Source organism: Mammaliicoccus sciuri, from assembly GCF_025561425.1.
GTDB classification, from domain to species: Bacteria; Bacillota; Bacilli; order Staphylococcales; family Staphylococcaceae; genus Mammaliicoccus; species Mammaliicoccus sciuri_A.
Window position 1 is genome coordinate 219,691 of the sequence record NZ_CP094824.1, and the last position, 17,701, is coordinate 237,391.

The window sequence follows — 17,701 nt, forward strand, 5'->3', positions numbered from 1 at the left end:
AAGTTCAAATATATATAATAATAAAATTTATTGTATTTTAATGTAGTGAGTATAAGTGGTTGGTAGTAATTGGAAGACGTGATATAATTCAATTACGAGCATATACAAATATAATGAAACCATTATATTTACTAGTGTGAATGAATCTTGGATAAATGAATTTTTGTCCAAGATTCTTCTTTTTATATAAACGAAGAGTCGTAGAAAAGAGGTTCATGAAGTCATAGTGTATATTTTATAAATTGAGTAACGGGGGAAAGAGAATATTGTCTGTGATGTGAGTTAAATCCCTAATAAACTCACGAGATCCACAAAAACCTAACGCTCTCGCACATCCCAGCCCCTAACATGATTCAAAGTCTGCATCATTCTCTCATATATAGCACACGATTATTTGCAATATTAAAAAGACGCCCCCAACATTTTTCTAAGAATGTTATGATATTACTATCAAAAACTTATCTTATACATCGTGGGGGTGTCTTTTTGTCTGAAATGCTCAATATTTTACTAACGGTTATTGTACCGATTTTTCTAATGACGGCGTTAGGTTATGTGCTTCAAAAGCGTGTGAAACTTGATTTACGTACGCTCGCAAAATTAAATATCAATGTGTTTGTGCCTGGATTTATTTTTGCGAAGTTTTACAAAGCTGAGTTAGCGGTCAATTTATTATTATTAATCATCGTATTCTTCGTTATATACATAATTGCTTTATATATCGTCGCTTTTGCTATCGCCAAAATGCAAACTTTAGATAAAGGTAAAGAGACGACTTTAACAAACAGTGTACTCTTCTTTAACTCTGGTAACTACGGTGCGCCGTTAAATGATATTGTATTTAAAAGTGATCCACTCGCTATGTCTGCACAAGTTATTGTATTAACACTGCAAAATGTCTTCACATTTACATATGGTGTCTTCGCAATTCAATCCGTTCAATTAGCTAAACTTAAAGCATTACTCAATTACTTTAAGATGCCCATTATTTATGCACTCGTTCTTGCAATTATTTTAAACTATAATCATATTCCAATTCCTGAGTTCATGTGGACGACTGTCAGTTATTTGTCTGATGCTATGATTGCGATTGCTTTAATTCTTCTCGGTGCGCAAATTGCCAATATTAAACTTAATTTTAAATGGTCATCTTCTTATATTTATATCTTTATAAGATTAGTTGTTGGACCAGTTATCGCATTAGTCATTATAAAATGCATGGGGTTAGAGGGTATTATCGCACAAACATTATTTATTGCTTCAGCGATGCCAACTTCCGTGAACAGTTCAGTTATTGCTCAAGAATATGATAACTACCCAGCTTTAGCTGCAGAATTAGTCTTCATGTCTACGTTATTTAGTTCTATTTCTGTTGTTGCTGTCATTTATTTATCTTATTTAATTTTTTAATGTACATTTAAAAGTTCTTTAAATGTCTGACTTGAATAAGCTTCTCTATACAGTCCGCGTCGTTGTAATTCTGGAACGATGTATGTTACAAAATCTTCAAGACTATAAGGTAAAGTAGGTGGCATTAAATTAAAGCCATCAGCAACACCAGTCTTAAACCAAAGCTCCATTTCATCTACTATTTCTTCAGGTGTACCTATTAATGTGAGATGCCCACCACCTGCATTGAGATAACCTAATAATTCTCTCACTGTAGGGTCGGTATCTTCTATAATTTCTAAAATCGTTTCATATCTGCCTACTGGACCATCGAACGCTTCTACAGGTGGAAGTTCTGGGACAGGTTCATCCAGTGCCCATTTTGAACAATCTTGTCTAACAAACGTACTTAATTGTTTGATGGCATTTTCAATTGGTAAAGCTTTATCTAATTTTTCCTTTTTGAGCAGTGCTTCTTCACGTGTTTCGCCAACATAAGTGACTAATCCTGGGAAGACTTTAATATATTTCTCGGGTGTATCACTTGCGCTGATAGCCGTATTTAATTTATTTCTATAAGCTTTCGCTTGTTTCAAATTCCATGAAACTGAATAAACCGCATCTGCATGTTTGACGGCTAATGCAATACCTTGTTTGGATGCACCAGCTTGCATAGCGACAGGTTTGCCTTGTGGGCTACTTGGTGTCGATAACGGTCCATTTACTTGGAAATAATCGCCAGAATGATGAAAAGCATGCACATGCTCATGATTAATCACTTTATTGTTATGACGGTCATGAACAAAGTCTTCTTTATGCCAAGATGTAAATAGTTTGTCCATCAACTCAGCAAATTCTGATGTGAACCCAAATATTTGAACTAAACAAATCAAAATATTGGGGTGCATTCTAATGAGGAAAAAATATGAATTTAAATTCAAACTAAAACTTGTAAAAGAATATTTAGAAGGACATCAAAGTTATAGAACAATTGCTTTAAAATATGGTATTTCAAGTTGGTCTGTCCTTCGGATTTGGGTCAATCAATATAAAGAGTTTGGAGAAGAAGGTTTAGAAATAAAAAGTAGAAATACTGTTTATACTAGCGAATTTAAATTATCTGTTTTAAAATTTAGACAAGAAAATATGTTGTCTTATCAAGATACTGCGAATCACTTTAGAATTATTAATCCTATTATCATTGCCAATTGGCAACATCAATTTGATGAAAAGTGTCGTCTTGATATAGATAATAAACAAAAGGGACGATCTCACACTATGACTAAAAAACGATCTAAATCAGATAATAAAAATTTACCTTTAAATGAAAATGAACGTGAAGAACTTGAAAGACTTAGAAATGAAAATGAGACGTTAAAGGCAGGTATAGCTTATCAAAAAAAGTTACAAGCCTTGACCGACATTTACGGAAGCAAAAATCAGAAATAGTAAAGGTCATTAAGGAACTAAATGAAACATATAATATACGATTAAGTATCTTATTTAAAGTCGCTCAAATAGCTAAATCTGTATACTATTATTGGATAAATAAATTTAGTAAAGCTGATAAAGATGAAACATTGATTCAAGTAATAAAAGAAATATGTGAAGAATCAAACCATACCTATGGTTATCGTCGTGTTACACAAGCACTAAGAAATAGAGGTCTTATCGTAAATCATAAAAAAGTACTAAGAATTATGAAAGAACATAATCTAACTTGTACAAAGTTCACACATAGAGGTCGTAAGTATCGTTCCTTTAAAGGTAAAGTTGGTAAAGTAGCTCAAAATATATTAAATCGTAGATTTAAAACAAGTCTCCCATTTCAAAAAGTCGTAACAGATATTACAGAGTTCAAATTAATGAATGGTCAGAAATTATATTTATCACCTTTTATGGACTTATATAGTTCAGAGATTATCAGCTTTAAAATCTCAAGTCGTCCTACATTAGATATAGTCATCAATCCATTAAAAGAAATGATAAAGCGTCGTCCAAACCTAGATCATCGTTTAACGATTCATTCAGATCAAGGCTGGCATTATCAATATTCACAATACACTAGATTATTAAAAGACCATAAAATATTTCAGAGTATGTCTAGAAAAGGTAATTGTCTAGATAATTCAGTTATGGAAAACTTTTTTGGGTTACTTAAACAAGAAATGTATTATGGCCAAGAATTTAAAGATTTTCAGGACCTTGAACAAGCTATTCATCGATATATCGATTTTTATAATAACGAAAGAATCAAATCAAAATTAAAAGGCTTATCTCCCAAAAATTACAGGAGACAAACCTTTGAAATAATATACTAATTAAGGTTTAGATTTTTGGGTTCAGTACATTCTTGAGCTTTATGATATCTATCATCATGCTGAGGTAAAGTTTTCATACTATGATTTTGAGCTTCTATATCTGTCATAGATGTTACTAAGTTCCAACCAACACGACCATTCGTCGCATGATCGAGCGTTAAAATTTGCCTAGCCGCAGTATAAGGGTTTGAAAATGAACTTGAAATTGTTGAAACTAAACCAATATGTTGTGTAACTTGTGATATAGCAGTCAAGTTCACAATTGGATCTAACCAGAATGCTGGTAATTCACTATCTGACTTTGCAGGGAATGACTGATTATCTGCAAAGAACACGGCATCTAATAAACCTCTTTCTGATAGTTGTGCTAATGATTGATAATAAGAGATATCACCAATTTGTTCGATAGAGGAGTCTTCCATAAGCCATGCTGCTTGATGATGGCCACATCCATATAATAAGACACCAATATTGAGTTGATCACTTCTTAAATTACGCATTTCTATTCTCCTTATCTCTCTTTTGGAATTCTAGTTCATTGTTAAGCCGCCATCTACAGTATAATTTTGACCAGTTATACCATTTGCTTTATCAGAAGCAAGGAAGCTCACCATATTTGCGACATCTTGTGGTGAAGTGACTTTTTTAAGAGGTGTTGATTGAGCAATTAAGTCAAATACTTCAGGTGTTGTTACAGAGCTGGCATCGGTTGTTTTGAGTAGGCCACCAGAAACGACATTGGCTGTAATGCCGTATTGACCTAATTCAGCAGCGATATTACGCGTGAAACCAATTAAGCCAGCTTTCGCAGTTGTATATTCGTGATAAGGTACGACAGGATTTTGGAATAAGTTCGTACCGGTGCTAATGACAGCACCTTGTTTTCTTTCAATGAATTGTGGTGCAACACTTTGCACGATATTAAATGCTGCTTTTAATGTGCCATCAATTTGTTGTTGATAGTCTTCCCATGCAAGATCGACGAATGCTTTTTGTTTTACTGGGTCAAATTTAAAGTTAACTAAAGCATTGTTGACGACGACATCAATTTTTCCAAAATGTTTCGTGCCTTCATCAATTAACTGATCAACTTCAGCGCGATTCGTCACATCCGCTTGAATAGCAATCGCTTGTTCTGTTCCGATTTCAGCAACTAACTGTTCTGCTAATGCTTTACTATTATGATAATTAATGATGACTTGATGTCCTTCAGATGCTAATGTACGTGCGATTGTTGCGCCTAATCCTCTACTACTACCTGTTACTAAAATTGTTTTTGTCATATGTAACACTCCCATATAGAATTTTAAATAAAAAAATACACAACCTTCTCGTAAGAAAGTTGTGTAAAAACAAAGATATTTATAAAAAGGGCATAGTCATCTCTATAAATTCATTTCACAAACACTTTCCTACGCTAGTACGATCTAGTTCAGGTTCAAAGGGTTCGAGTTCATACTCATCTCAGTTAAAAAAACACCCCTAGTGCATCTATTTAATTACTATCAATGTATAGTTTTTAATAATCGATGTCAAGTTTGTATAAATGTTCAGTTGCAAACGATAGGTAAAATCGGTTATGATATAAAACGTACTGATTACGATTTAAAAGGATTAAAGGTGATATGATGAAGTGGACGATAGTAGGTGGTGGCATCCACGCGATAACGATAGCATTAGAATTAAAAGTTAAAGGATTAAAAAATAAAGATTTAACAATTATTGACCCGCACGATGTGTTCTGTCATCAATTTGACCATCGAACAAAGAATATTAGTATGCCTTATTTAAGGTCTCCAATCGTACACCATGTTCACCCAAATCCTTTTCATTTAAAACAATATTTTAAGAAAATGGATTATGCAGGTGGCATTTATGGTAAGTATAAGAGACCGAAAAGAGATATGTTTATGGACCATACAGCAGAACAAGTTGAATATTACCGATTACATGAATGTCATGTTAAATATACTGCAATAGATATAAAGAAAGATCGAGATAATTGGTGTGTCGTATTGGAATCAGGGGAGATGATATATACAGAGAATGTCATCATCGCATCTGGTTGTAACCATAAGCCAAAGATTCCAAAAATGTATGAGCATGCACCAGATGTACAACATATTTTTGAAGATGCAAATATTCAATTTAAAGAAAGTTCTCATGTTGTAGGAAGCGGGATATCAGCTGCACATTTAGCATTAAAATTAATTTATCATGACGATGAAAAGCATGTGCATTTATGGACGAATAAGCCGCTAGAAATTCATGATTTTGATGCTGATCCAGGGTGGTTAGGACCTAAAAATATGGCAAGCTTTACAAAAGTGATAGATCCAGAAGAGAAGATGGATATTGTCTTAAAAGAACGTCATAAAGGTTCGATGCCACAAGAATTATTCATTAGATTAAAGAAATATGTGAAAAAAGGAAGACTAACAATACATCTCAATGAATTAGATCATATTAACAATCATCAAATCATAACAGTAGATGGGAAACATATAGATTATGACCATATATTATTGGCAACAGGATTTGATAATACTTTATTAACACAACCAATATTAAATCGTTTAATTCATGAATATGAAGCACCACTCAATAAATGTGGGTATCCTGAAATTAGTAAACATTTAGAATGGCTGCCGAATTTATTCGTATCAGGTGGATTAGCTGATTTAGAATTAGGACCTTTTGCTAGAAATATTATGGGTGGCAGAGAAGCGGCACGCAAGATAGGTGAAAAGTATCATGAAATAGAGCAATGCAGTTAGACTTATCAGATATAGAAAAGCCTGGAACATATGCGTTCCAGGCTTTTAAAATTAAATTTCCTTCAAAATGTTATAAATAGATTCTGTGCTTTCAGCGTTGATTAATTTTTCTCTTGTATCATCGTCCATAAGCGTACGTGACAGTCTTTGTAATAACTTCAAGTGTGTGTCGCTACTATCATTTGGTACAGTAATTAAGAAGATGATCTTAGGTTGTGTTTCATCTAAGCTTTCCCATTCCACACCGTGTTTGTTATTCAGTACAGCTACGACAGGCTGTTTGACAACATTTGATTTAGCATGCGGGATGGCTACATTCATGCCGATTGCTGTTGTTGATTCTGATTCGCGTTTCAATACAGCTTCTTTTAACACTTGTTCATCGTCTATAAAGTTGTGATGTTTTAAATTGTGAATCAGTTTATCGATTGCGTCATCTCGAGACATTTCAGCATCTTCTATTGTGATGACTTTTTCGTAAAAGACTTGTTCTGATTCTGTCTGAGTTTCATCATTTGAAGTGGATGTTTCTTTTTGATCGTTATCATCTTCATCTGATCCCATAAATGATGTTGTGATACCGCTATTAGATGATTCCATTTCAGGTGTTGCAACGGTTGCTTCTTTTTTCTTTAATAAAAGTGTAACAAGCATTGTAACAGTACTTCCGATGATGACAGCTATAAAGAACCATAGTATTTTATCGATACCACCAAGGACAGCTACAATTGGACCACCATGTGCAACTCTATCGCCAACGCTACCTATTGCTGCGATGGCTGCTGCAACCATTGCACCAATCATATTTGCAGGAATAATACGTAATGGGTCTTGTGCGGCGAATGGAATAGCACCTTCAGTAATACCGAATAAGCCCATTGTAAATGATGCTTTACCCATTTCAATTTCACCTTTATTAAATTTACGTCTATTGATAAAAGTAGCAAGACCTAAACCAATAGGTGGTGTACATACAGCTACTGCAACCATACCCATAACGGCATAGTTTCCTTCAGCAATTAAAGCTGATCCGAATAAGAAAGCAACTTTGTTTACTGGACCACCCATATCGAATGCAATCATAGCTCCGATAATAAGCGCTAAGATAATACTATTTGTACCTTGCATACCTTTTAACCATGTTGTTAAACCTTCAAAAATACTCGCAATCGGTGCGCCGATAACAAATATGAAAATAAGTCCTACAATAATTGAAGAAATAATAGGAATAATGATAATTGGCATAATCGGTGCCATCGCTTTAGGAATTTTAATGTTTTTAATCCATTTAGCAATATAACCTGCTAAGAAACCAGCGACAATACCACCTAAGAATCCTGCACCAGCTTCACTTCCGTAAAAGCTACCATCAGCAGCAATTGCGCCGCCAATCATACCTGGTACTAAACCTGGTTTATCAGCAATACTAACTGCAATGTAACCAGCTAGAATTGGAACCATAAAACTAAATGCTAAACTACCGATATTTTCAATAGATTTCCAGAATGAATCATCAGGAATTTTAAGACCTTCAGGTGTTGTATGCCCACCTAAAGTTAAAGCAATGGCCATTAATAAACCACCAACTACGATAAATGGCACCATGAATGAAACACCATTCATTAAATGTTGATAGACCATTTGTAGACCACTTTTTTGATCTTCGTCATCATGCGTTTGTTTATAGCCACCTTTTTCATGATGAATATGTGCATCTTGATCGATGATGCGTTGAATTAATAATTTAGGGTTGTGAATACCTTCTCTAACACTTTCGTTAATTAATCGTTTCCCGTCAAATCTTGATAAATCGACTTGTCTGTCAGCAGCGATAATAATACCATCCGCTTCTCTAATTTCTTTTGATGTCAGAACATTTTCTGCACCGACACCACCTTGTGTTTCTACTTTAATATCTATGCCCATTTCTTTTGCGGCTTGTTCTAATTTTTCTTGAGCCATATAAGTATGTGCAATCCCGTTTGGACAAGATGTAATTGCTAATATTTTCATAACGTCAGCTCCTTCTTAATTCAATTGTAAACGCATTCACTAAAACATAAAAAAGAATAATTGCCGTTAGTAGTGGCAATTATTCTTTAAAACGATCGATAATATATTGTTTGAATGGTTCATCATCTAATTTTAGTAAATGTTTAACATCTTGTTCTGTTAATGCAGCAATACTGTGTATGATTTTTTTCATTACTTGTTTATCTTTGTCTGCAATAGATAAGAAGAACACTAAATGAACTTTATGTTGCTTCCATGCTATATCTTGGCGGAGTCTAAACATTAATACATGTGACTTAAAGACTTTAGTAGGGTCGCCATGTGGAATAGCAATGCCATTTCCAATATAAGTTGATGAGAACTTCTCCCTTTCTAGTGCACTTTCAATATACCCACTTGATATGGCATGTTGTTGATTAAGCAAAAGTTCCACATGTTGGAATATATCAACAGTAGAATGTATGTCTGTTTCGATTGGTACCGATAGAAAGTCGATAGGCAATAATGCGTCGTTGTTTAAAACAGGGTTTTGCTTTTGATTTAAAATGGTTTGAAATTTATGAGCATCTTCTTCTGAAAATAAAGGCGATACTTGAACAACTTGCACGTTACTTGGTATATGTTTCATATCAATTTCGTGTGTTGTAACGAGTATATCCGTATTAGAGAATGGGTAAGTTGAAACGGCTTCAAGTTTAATCGTATCCGTAATATTTATTTTATGGTTTAACTTTTGAATTTTTGCTTCTAACAAGCTAGAAATGCCCAGTCCATAATAACAAGTAATGACAACATTAAATTGATCTTGTACATTACGATCTATCGATGATTGAAAATGTAATGCTAGAAAGGCTATCTCATCTTCACTTAAATTGAGTTGTGCATCTTCTTCCAGTAAATGAACCGTTTCATATAAAGCGTTGAACACAAATGGGTATTGCTGTTTAATATCCTCTGTAAGCGGATTGTTAATATAAACGTTCTTAACGATACGCAAATATGTTCTGCTAAAATGTGAATAAACATTTTCACGAAGTACAGCATCTTGCATAAAATCAATACCAACTTTGGCATTCATTTGATAAATTAAGCGTTCAATATAACTTTGAATAAATATTTGTTTAAAGCCAAGATCATATTTATCAAAATAATAGCTAATAAAAAATGAAAATAACTTCGCTGTTTCATCGCTTAAAGTGTATTTAAGTTGTCTATTAATATCTTCTATAATTGCCCGGGAAATGGCCAATGCCTCTTGATTAATATCCCATTGTTCAGTTGTATCGTGGATTCTTTTGAAAATAATGATCAGGTGTACGAGCAACTGTTTAATATGTACTTTTGAAGTTTGTATATGGTGATGCTCTAAATGTTGTTCCATAATATGCATCATTAATTCGCTATGCACTTTTGGAATTTCATTCAAAATAAAATCCTCTACTTTAACATTGTTTGTAGAGAGTTGGTTTAAATGAAGAATAGCATTACGAATATCCATTTCATTGCCACTTACCGTAACACCTTTTCTTTTAACAAGTTTAATCGCAACGTCATAAGATTCACACCAAGCTTGAATTTGATTTAAATGATCGACGAGTTCATTCTTCGTTAAAGCATAGTCATCAGATAATTGTTCAAGCGTAACTGATTGTTTATACATTAATAATTGATAAGCCATCTTGATGAGTGTTTGACCATTCTTTTCCGTATATTGATTTAGAATAGATTCTATCTCTTCAGTTTGATACAACTCGTGATTTAATTGATAACCACGCCCTTTAATACTGATAATGACATCTTTAATTTCACTATTAATATATTTAATATCGCTTCTTACAGTTCTATTTGAAACATTCAAATAGTCAGCTATTTCAGTCCCGTTTAAATAACTATCGCGATTTAAAAGTAATAGTCTCATTAATTTCACATGTCTTTCTAACAATAATCCCACCACATTTCAAGTACACATTTAGATTCATATTATATTGTAAGCGTTTAATGAATGAGTGACAAATAAATGATTGATTAGCTAGAGTTACGAGATACTTAATCTAGTATTCGTGTGCTATAAACAGAATGCATGTATTATATCTTTCGACATATTATACTGAACTTAGATAATAAATATAAACTTTGAAGGTGACATAATTGGTTGAAAATATATATTTAGATGAAACGAAAATTCCATTAACATTTTTTGAAGACGAAACTGTAGATGGTTTATATAAAGTAACAATTGAATTTAATGTAACGAGTGAAGCGTATCACGATATTGCAGTTTTGCTATATAGAGGACGTTTTGATGTTGAAGTTCCGGATAAAGATAAGCAATTTAAAGGTGAAATCTATAATTATTCAACGTCTTTAACAAATTTATATAAGGACAATCAAGTTGCGGTGTACCATCTTGTGCTTAAAGAAATACGAGAGGACCAAAAGGGATGAATGGTATGAAATTGAGTATACTTGATCAATCACCCATTTCGCCTGGTCAAACAGCGAGTGACGCTTTTAAAGATTCTTTGGCATTAGCACAATTAGGAGAGAAACTAGGTTATGAAAGGTATTGGTTAACTGAACATCACGGTTTGTCTAACCTTGCAAGTTCAGCGCCAGAAGTATTACTTTCTTATATTGGTGCGCATACAAACCGTATAAGAATTGGTGCAGGTGCCATATTGTTACCACATTATAGACCGTATAAAGTTGCCGAGCAGTTTAATACTTTGGCTACTTTATTTCCTAATAGAGTAGATTTAGGTATAGGTAGAGCACCTGGTGGCTCAGCTGAAGCAACGAATGCATTATCGACGCAGTTTTTGAAGCAAGTGTGGGCTTTACCAGAACTGTTAGAAGAATTATTGATGTTCTTGGAGGGGCAGTTTCCTTTAGATCATGAATATCATAAAGTAAACGTGTTACCTCAACCTGATGTACCATCAACACCATGGTTATTAGGAACAAGTGAGAAAAGTGCTTTACTTGCTGCTAAAAATGGCATGCCATATGTGTTTGGAGCTTTTATGAGTGATCAAGATGGCCGTGCAATTGTGGATCGTTACCGTGAACATTTTGAACAAAGAAATCAAGAAACACCTAAAGTGATTGTAACGGTATCTGTCATATGTGCAGAGACTAATCAAGAAGCGGAAACACTTGCTATAGAAAGTTTAATACCTAAAGCACAAGGTGAAGATAAAAAAGAAAAAGTACAAACGTTTGATGCGTTAAGTGAACGTGAAAAAGAAATGCTTTATGACATGAAAGACAATATGATTATTGGTGATGTCGAAACCGTTCAATCAAGACTTCAAGCGATTCAAGCAGAATATCAATGTGATGAAATCATGGTGAGCACAAATACAATAACACATGATGATAGAATGCAATCTTATAGATTATTAGCACAAATATAAATACTTGTTTCAGAACTCAAATATGATATTAAAGGGTGATTTCGTATGATTTTATTAATAGGAAAAATCATCATCTCAGTCGGTCTCATAGTCGGTTCAATTATAGAAGAAACAATACGAGCTAAACGAAAGAAACAGTCTAGAACAAAATAAGGTTCTAGACTGTTTTTTGTTAATTTCATGTATCATGACTTGATATGTTTATTAATTTCGGATACGAGTGCTTGTACGCCTTTATATTCTAAATGCACGCCGTCATAGGCGAAGTATTCTGAATGGCCGTGTGCTTTACTATACCAATCTATCAGTTTGACGTTCTTATGTGCTTGAGCAATCTTTGATAATTTCTCATTCACACTTTGTTCCCAATCTCTTGGTACGTGTGTATTCACGACATATACATGCGCATTACCAAACATTTTAATGAGCTTCGTCAAATCATCAAATGAAAAATCTCCATTCGTACCAAGTTCAAGTACAACTTGTTGATTGGCTTTGTTAAATGTACTGTATTTCTCTTGAACGAGTGGGATAGCATCATTTAAATTACGACCGACTTTACCATCTATTATTGCATCTGGATATGCTTTATGTATTTCTTCGCCGATATCAACCATGACGGAATCACCGATAAATAACATCTTATCTTGATGTTTCCCTTTATGATTAATGGTTTCTTCGCTATTTACATTAATTTTAGGAATAGGTAATATCAAACTATTTTTATGGTCGTGATTTGAAACTTTAAAAGTCGTCTTGGCATGATGATGTTGCGTTTGTTGTAAATAATCAAAATGTCCTGAAAGTATTGTTAACATAAGACCAATTAATACTAAAATAATGCTACTCTTAGCAATGAGTGATTTTAATTGAGCTTTTCCAGGTTTGAAATATGCTAACCCACGTACTCTAATGGGTACTTCAACATAGCGATATGAACATTCAGCTAACAGTAACGTTAATACGATTTCTATCAATATCATATAAAAGGGGATTTGACCTTGAACGAAATGTTTATTGATAAATGTTATGACAGGGTAATGCCATAAATATAAACTATAAGATCTCTGTCCAATCCATAACAATAATCGATTACCTAATACTTTAGATAATAATGTGCTAGGGTGAACAGCACTCGCAATGACAGGTAATGAACTTAAAGAGATAAGATAAATACCACCAAAGTATAACCAATTGTCATTGGATGAAACAGTCAACATAAAGTAAATTAATAGCGCAATTGAAATACAACCTATCGTTTCAATTCCAATCTTTAACGGTGTTATAATTTGCTGTTTCAATCTAAAAGGCGACCATATGTATGCTAGTAATACACCTAATAACAAAGTTTGTAATCTAGTGTCTGTTCCAAAATATACTCTTGAATTATTAACATTCGGTTCAGCAATTAATATCATTAACAATAAAGAAATAAGAGAAGCTATAAATACAACTAAAACAAAATGCCTTTTTAACTTTTTAATGCGAAGTAATATCATTAATAAAATTGGCCAAAAAACATAAAATTGTTCTTCAATCGCTAAACTCCATAAATGTTTAAGTGGCATCACTTTGAAGCTATCAAAATAACTAACATGATGAAAAATATACCACCAGTTGGATACATAAAATAAAGCAGCAAACGTATCTTGTTTTACACTTTTAATAATGCTCGGTTCAAATAATAAGGTATATGTAAGTACAATACTTAATAAAAATAAGACTGCCGGCAGTATCCTTTTAATACGTTTCTTCCAAAAATGTAAGAGGTCTATCGTGCCTGTATGTTGATATTCATGGATTAATAAGCTCGTAATTAAATAGGCAGAAATGATAAAAAAAGTATCCACACCTAAAAAACCACCCGATAACCACTTAGGATTAAGGTGATAAATGATGATAGCTATAACCGCAATTGCACGTAAGCCATCTAGACCATATAAATAGCGAATTGGGTGTGACTTTATCTCTTTCATTTGATCATTCATTTCTCATTGACTCCTCAATAAATTGTAAAAATCTCTAATAAGAAATATTGTACCATAATTTACCGAGGATTTCAAGTTTAAGTTAGCCACCTATAATGACTGAGGTGTACACAAGGGTTAACCGTATTCGAACCTGTTGAGGATTGATTGGTTTTAATCAATTAATACTCAACAGGTAACCAAAGCTAAGACTTTAGCTTTGGAAAGATTCATACAGATTGAGGTGCTTTAAACTTTCTGCCATATTATGATGAGCTGTGTTGTAATTTAAAGTCTTTCTAGGATAGTCATTCATATATTGTTGTATGGCTTTTATGAAGCGTTTTTGAACATTGGATAAATCATGTGCTTTTGGAATAAAACGACGAATCATTTTATGTTGGTTTTCACTTGTCCCACGTTCATATGATGAGAATGGATGTGTGAAGTATATTTCTATCATATGGCCAAATTCTTCATACAGCGATGCAAATTCTGAACCATTGTCAGATGTGATAGATTTGAAGATTTTTGGTGCTTTTTCGTCTAAGGAGTCAAATAAGTTTTTCAATGCGTGAGACACCGCATCAGCACTTTTACTCTCTATTATTTCTAGTATTTCAAAACGCGTTTGTCTCTCAACAAGTGTTAAGATAACTGGCTTTGACTTGTTTTTAGTTCCTATTACGGTATCTATTTCCCAGTGACCAAAAGACTGACGTGATTCAATTTCACTAGGACGTGTCTCAATACTTGGACCGAGCACTCGACTGTGTGGATGATTATGGTAGCTATTCTGAGTAGAGTGACGTCTTTTTAATTTTTCTAGTAGATCAATATTCTTAGTTTCCATGATTTGTTGATCTATCCAAGCATATACTGTCGTTGTTGAAGGGATTTTTTCTCTTTCAAAACATTGTTCCTTGTGAGCATATGCCACGACTGCTTCAGGTGACCAGCGTTTCTTTTTCATGAGGTGATCTGCCCATGGAATAAATAATGGGTTCTTCTTCCATAAGGGCTGAGCACCACATTGTTGTCTGTTTTGTCGATAACGTTGTTGACCTAGTGAAGAAAAATAAATTTGCGTCTCATATTCATAGACTTTATGTTGTTGTTTTTGTCGTTTAATTTGACGTGTTGTTCCTCGATGAATTTCGTTATTGATTGTTTGAGGTGCACGTCCTAATTCACGCGCGATTGCACGATTTGAAAAACCTAAATTTTTAAGTGTTTCTATTTGAACACGTTCTTCATAACTTAAGTGTGTTCCTTTATGGTTTGTCATGTTAGAATAAGTATGCGTCATGTGAATTCATTCCTTTATTGATTTGGTCTGGTAGCCTCAATAATAACATGAAATTCACGTGGCGTTTTTTGTCTAAAGGTGGCTAAGTTGATTATAAAATCCACCAAACCGAAACAAGATCGTTAGCCGACAAAAAATACAAAAAAATACAAAAAAACTGGACCATATCAATCATGGTCCAGCCTCATAATATAAATCTACTTAACACATTCGTTTCAATAACTCAGCTTTAATAATATTTTGTGCTTCTTTGTAATTCTCTGCAGTATGTTCCTGTGCATTTACAATAAGTAAGTCAATTAAATCAGAATCACTTTTTTGACTAACTTCAACTTCGAATTGGAAAATGTTTTCTTCTGTTTCCCTATGGCTCGCGTTTGGCTTAATAATTTGATAGTAATTATCAGCGCCTAATCCACCTTCTTCAATCATAACTGAAATCTCTGAAGATCTTTGTTCATTCTGCCGGTTCACTTTTATAAGATTCTTACCTTCAACAGTCATTTGAAAAACCTCCTTGATTACTCATAATGAATATCCAAAATTCAAAGCAAGAGACAAATATCTATTTAACAATAGTGTATTATTACACAGTCGAAATTACAAATAGAACGCTCAAATAAAAATGCAATATTTTACATACGTCAAATTTGGAAAATAGTAAAATTATAATTATTTTACCAGTTATTGACAAAGTTTACAGAATAATTAAAATATTTATTACATATATATAACTTAAATAAACAAGGGGGTCTGAAAATGAAACCATATTGGAAAACTTTTTTATTAGTATGTTTAAGTTTAATGCTTGTATTAGCAGCATGTGGCAAAGGGGAAAATAAGGATTCTAAAAAGGAATCAGCTATGGAAAATAAAACTGGAAAAAGTGATGCTAGAGGTGGCACTTTGAAAGTTGGTATTGGCGATGCACCTGAAGGTAATTTCCAAGGTATTTTTGCTGGTACGGCAGGTGATTCTGAAGTTATCGGTTATTTCAACGATGGCTTAGTAGATTTCGATGACCATTTACAAATAAAGCCACATATTTTGTCATGAGATAAGAAAGATGGAGACAATCTAACTTATACATTCAAAATGAAAAAAGGCATTAAGTGGCATGATGGCAATCCACTTACTATGAACGATTGGATTTTTACTTTAGAAACATTAGCAAATAAAGATTATGATGGTCCACGTTATAGTGGTGTTGAGCTAATTAAAGGTGCCGAAGAGAAACATGCTGGTAAAGCAGACAAAGTAGAAGGTATTAAGAAAATAGATGACTACACTGTAGAAATTACATTTAAGAAAGAAAAATCAAACAACTTATATGCTTTATGGACTGGATCGCTTATTAGTGAAAAAGTATTTAAAGATATTCCTGTAAAAGAGATGGCTAAATCTGATGCAGTACGTAAACATCCAATAGGAATAGGTCCATTTAAAGTTAAAAATATTGTTGATGGTGAGTCAGTTGAATTTGTTAAGAATAAAGATTACTGGCAAGGTGAACCTAAGTTAGACAAAATTAATTTAAGAGTTGTAGAACAAACTTCAATTGCACAAGCTTTAGAAAAAGGTGAAATTGATATGTCTTCTGTTTCACCACCGATTGCTAAAGAAATTAAAGATAGTAAATCTGAAAACGTTAAATTATTAGAAGCACCTTCAACGTCTTATGCAATTATTGGTTTTGTGTTGAATGATTATGATAAAGAGAAGAATGAAATTGGTAAACCACGTCCTAAATATCAATCTAAGGAATTAAGACAAGCTATGGCATATGCGATCAATCGTGATGAATGGATTAAAGCATTCTATCATGGTTATGGTAAACCGTTAAATGGTTTAATTCCATCATCACACTGGAGTGGTGCTAAAAAAGGTGAAGTAACAGAATACAAATATGATGTTAAAAAAGCAGAAAAATTATTAGATAAAGCTGGATACAAAGATAAAGATGGTGATGGCTTTAGAGAAGATCCAGATGGTAAAAAGTTTGAAATCAATCTTAAGCACTATGCAGGAACGAACCCAACATTTGAACCTCGTACAGCAGCACTTAAAGGATATTGGGAAAAAATTGGTCTAAAAACAAAAGTAGAAATGGTTGAGTTTGGTAAATATAACGATGATTTAGAGAAAGGCTCTAAAGATATGGAAGTTTACTTCCGTACTTGGATTCAAGGAGCGGACCCAGATCCATCAGAAATGTACAAATCAACAGCACTTTGGAACGAAACAAGATATAAAAATGAAAAAGCTGACAAGTTATTAGATGAAGCTATCGACTCTAAAATTGTTGGTGATGACCAAGATAAACGTAAGAAGAAATACTTAGAGTGGCAAAAAATCTGGGCAGAAGAAATTCCAGCAATACCACTTACTGAATTAATTGATACAACAGCTGTAAATAAAAGAGTTAAAAATTATGAAGTTTCATTAAAAGGTGCAAATCCAATCTACGAATGGACTGTAGAGAAAGACAAATAAATAATTTAGTGCGGTA

The 17,701-nt window shown here is 33.3% G+C and carries 11 protein-coding genes, 5 pseudogenes and 1 riboswitch; of the genes and pseudogenes, 7 read left to right on the forward strand and 9 right to left on the reverse strand.

The window, feature by feature from the left end:
* Positions 1 to 486: 486 nt before the first annotated feature.
* Complete coding sequence (locus tag MUA60_RS00975; RefSeq protein WP_262649206.1) at positions 487 to 1,410, forward strand: AEC family transporter; 924 nt, start codon at positions 487 to 489, stop codon at positions 1,408 to 1,410.
* On the opposite strand, the pseudogene MUA60_RS00980 reads toward MUA60_RS00975, so the two are convergent.
* Positions 1,407 to 2,246: pseudogene (locus tag MUA60_RS00980) on the reverse strand (LLM class flavin-dependent oxidoreductase); the annotation flags it as partial. The gene MUA60_RS00975 and the pseudogene MUA60_RS00980 overlap by 4 nt on opposite strands.
* Positions 2,247 to 2,301: 55 nt before the next feature.
* Between MUA60_RS00980 and MUA60_RS00985 the strand changes: the two are divergent.
* Together MUA60_RS00985 and MUA60_RS00990 are read left to right on the forward strand one after the other, a co-directional pair.
* The gene (locus MUA60_RS00985; protein WP_262648361.1) at positions 2,302 to 2,838 is read left to right on the forward strand and encodes a transposase; all 537 of its coding nucleotides are present in this window, start codon (positions 2,302 to 2,304) and stop codon (positions 2,836 to 2,838) included.
* Positions 2,839 to 2,846: 8 nt separating this feature from the next.
* Positions 2,847 to 3,710 carry an IS3 family transposase gene (locus MUA60_RS00990; protein ID WP_262650549.1) on the forward strand — a complete coding sequence of 288 codons (864 nt, stop codon included), beginning with the start codon at positions 2,847 to 2,849 and terminating at the stop codon, positions 3,708 to 3,710.
* A 29-nt stretch (positions 3,711 to 3,739) separates the two neighbouring features.
* Here the strand turns inward: MUA60_RS00990 and MUA60_RS00995 are convergent.
* A pseudogene (locus MUA60_RS00995) lies at positions 3,740 to 4,210 on the reverse strand (LLM class flavin-dependent oxidoreductase); the annotation flags it as partial.
* A gap of 30 nt (positions 4,211 to 4,240) precedes the next feature.
* The gene (locus MUA60_RS01000) at positions 4,241 to 4,993 is read right to left on the reverse strand and encodes a 3-oxoacyl-ACP reductase (protein WP_262649207.1); all 753 of its coding nucleotides are present in this window, start codon (positions 4,991 to 4,993) and stop codon (positions 4,241 to 4,243) included.
* 109 nt (positions 4,994 to 5,102) lie between these two features.
* A riboswitch (TPP riboswitch) is annotated at positions 5,103 to 5,204 on the reverse strand.
* Positions 5,205 to 5,338: 134 nt separating this feature from the next.
* Here MUA60_RS01000 and MUA60_RS01005 point away from each other — a divergent pair.
* Positions 5,339 to 6,487: an NAD(P)-binding domain-containing protein gene (locus MUA60_RS01005; RefSeq protein ID WP_262650550.1), complete on the forward strand. Its 1,149-nt coding sequence runs from the start codon at positions 5,339 to 5,341 to the stop codon at positions 6,485 to 6,487.
* A 51-nt stretch (positions 6,488 to 6,538) separates the two neighbouring features.
* On the opposite strand, the pseudogene MUA60_RS15485 reads toward MUA60_RS01005, so the two are convergent.
* The 3 genes and pseudogenes from MUA60_RS15485 to MUA60_RS01015 form a co-directional block, all read right to left on the reverse strand.
* A pseudogene (locus MUA60_RS15485) lies at positions 6,539 to 6,934 on the reverse strand (PTS sugar transporter subunit IIA); the annotation flags it as partial.
* Between the two features lie 110 nt (positions 6,935 to 7,044).
* Positions 7,045 to 8,500 (reverse strand): annotated as a pseudogene (locus tag MUA60_RS01010) (PTS fructose transporter subunit IIC); the annotation flags it as partial.
* A gap of 79 nt (positions 8,501 to 8,579) precedes the next feature.
* Positions 8,580 to 10,442 (reverse strand): BglG family transcription antiterminator, encoded by a 1,863-nt coding sequence (locus MUA60_RS01015; protein WP_262649209.1) that lies wholly within the window; start codon positions 10,440 to 10,442, stop codon positions 8,580 to 8,582.
* A gap of 206 nt (positions 10,443 to 10,648) precedes the next feature.
* Between MUA60_RS01015 and MUA60_RS01020 the strand changes: the two genes are divergently transcribed.
* Positions 10,649 to 10,945 carry a YkvR family protein gene (locus MUA60_RS01020; RefSeq protein WP_262649210.1) on the forward strand — a complete coding sequence of 99 codons (297 nt, stop codon included), beginning with the start codon at positions 10,649 to 10,651 and terminating at the stop codon, positions 10,943 to 10,945.
* A gap of 5 nt (positions 10,946 to 10,950) precedes the next feature.
* Positions 10,951 to 11,916, forward strand: a complete 966-nt coding sequence (locus MUA60_RS01025) for an LLM class flavin-dependent oxidoreductase (RefSeq protein WP_262649211.1) — start codon at positions 10,951 to 10,953, stop codon at positions 11,914 to 11,916.
* Positions 11,917 to 12,101: 185 nt separating this feature from the next.
* Here the strand turns inward: MUA60_RS01025 and MUA60_RS01030 are convergent, their stop codons facing one another.
* From MUA60_RS01030 to MUA60_RS01040, 3 genes are all read right to left on the reverse strand, one after another.
* Positions 12,102 to 13,904, reverse strand: a complete 1,803-nt coding sequence (locus MUA60_RS01030; RefSeq protein ID WP_262649212.1) for an acyltransferase family protein — start codon at positions 13,902 to 13,904, stop codon at positions 12,102 to 12,104.
* Between the two features lie 193 nt (positions 13,905 to 14,097).
* Complete coding sequence (locus tag MUA60_RS01035) at positions 14,098 to 15,192, reverse strand: IS30 family transposase (RefSeq protein ID WP_262649213.1); 1,095 nt, start codon at positions 15,190 to 15,192, stop codon at positions 14,098 to 14,100.
* Between the two features lie 201 nt (positions 15,193 to 15,393).
* A complete protein-coding gene (locus tag MUA60_RS01040) occupies positions 15,394 to 15,696 on the reverse strand; it encodes a hypothetical protein (protein WP_262649214.1) in 303 nt (100 codons plus the stop codon).
* 255 nt (positions 15,697 to 15,951) lie between these two features.
* On the opposite strand from MUA60_RS01040, the pseudogene opp4A reads away from it, so the two are divergent.
* Positions 15,952 to 17,685: pseudogene (gene opp4A, locus MUA60_RS01045) on the forward strand (oligopeptide ABC transporter substrate-binding protein).
* The last annotated feature ends 16 nt before the right edge of the window (positions 17,686 to 17,701 follow it).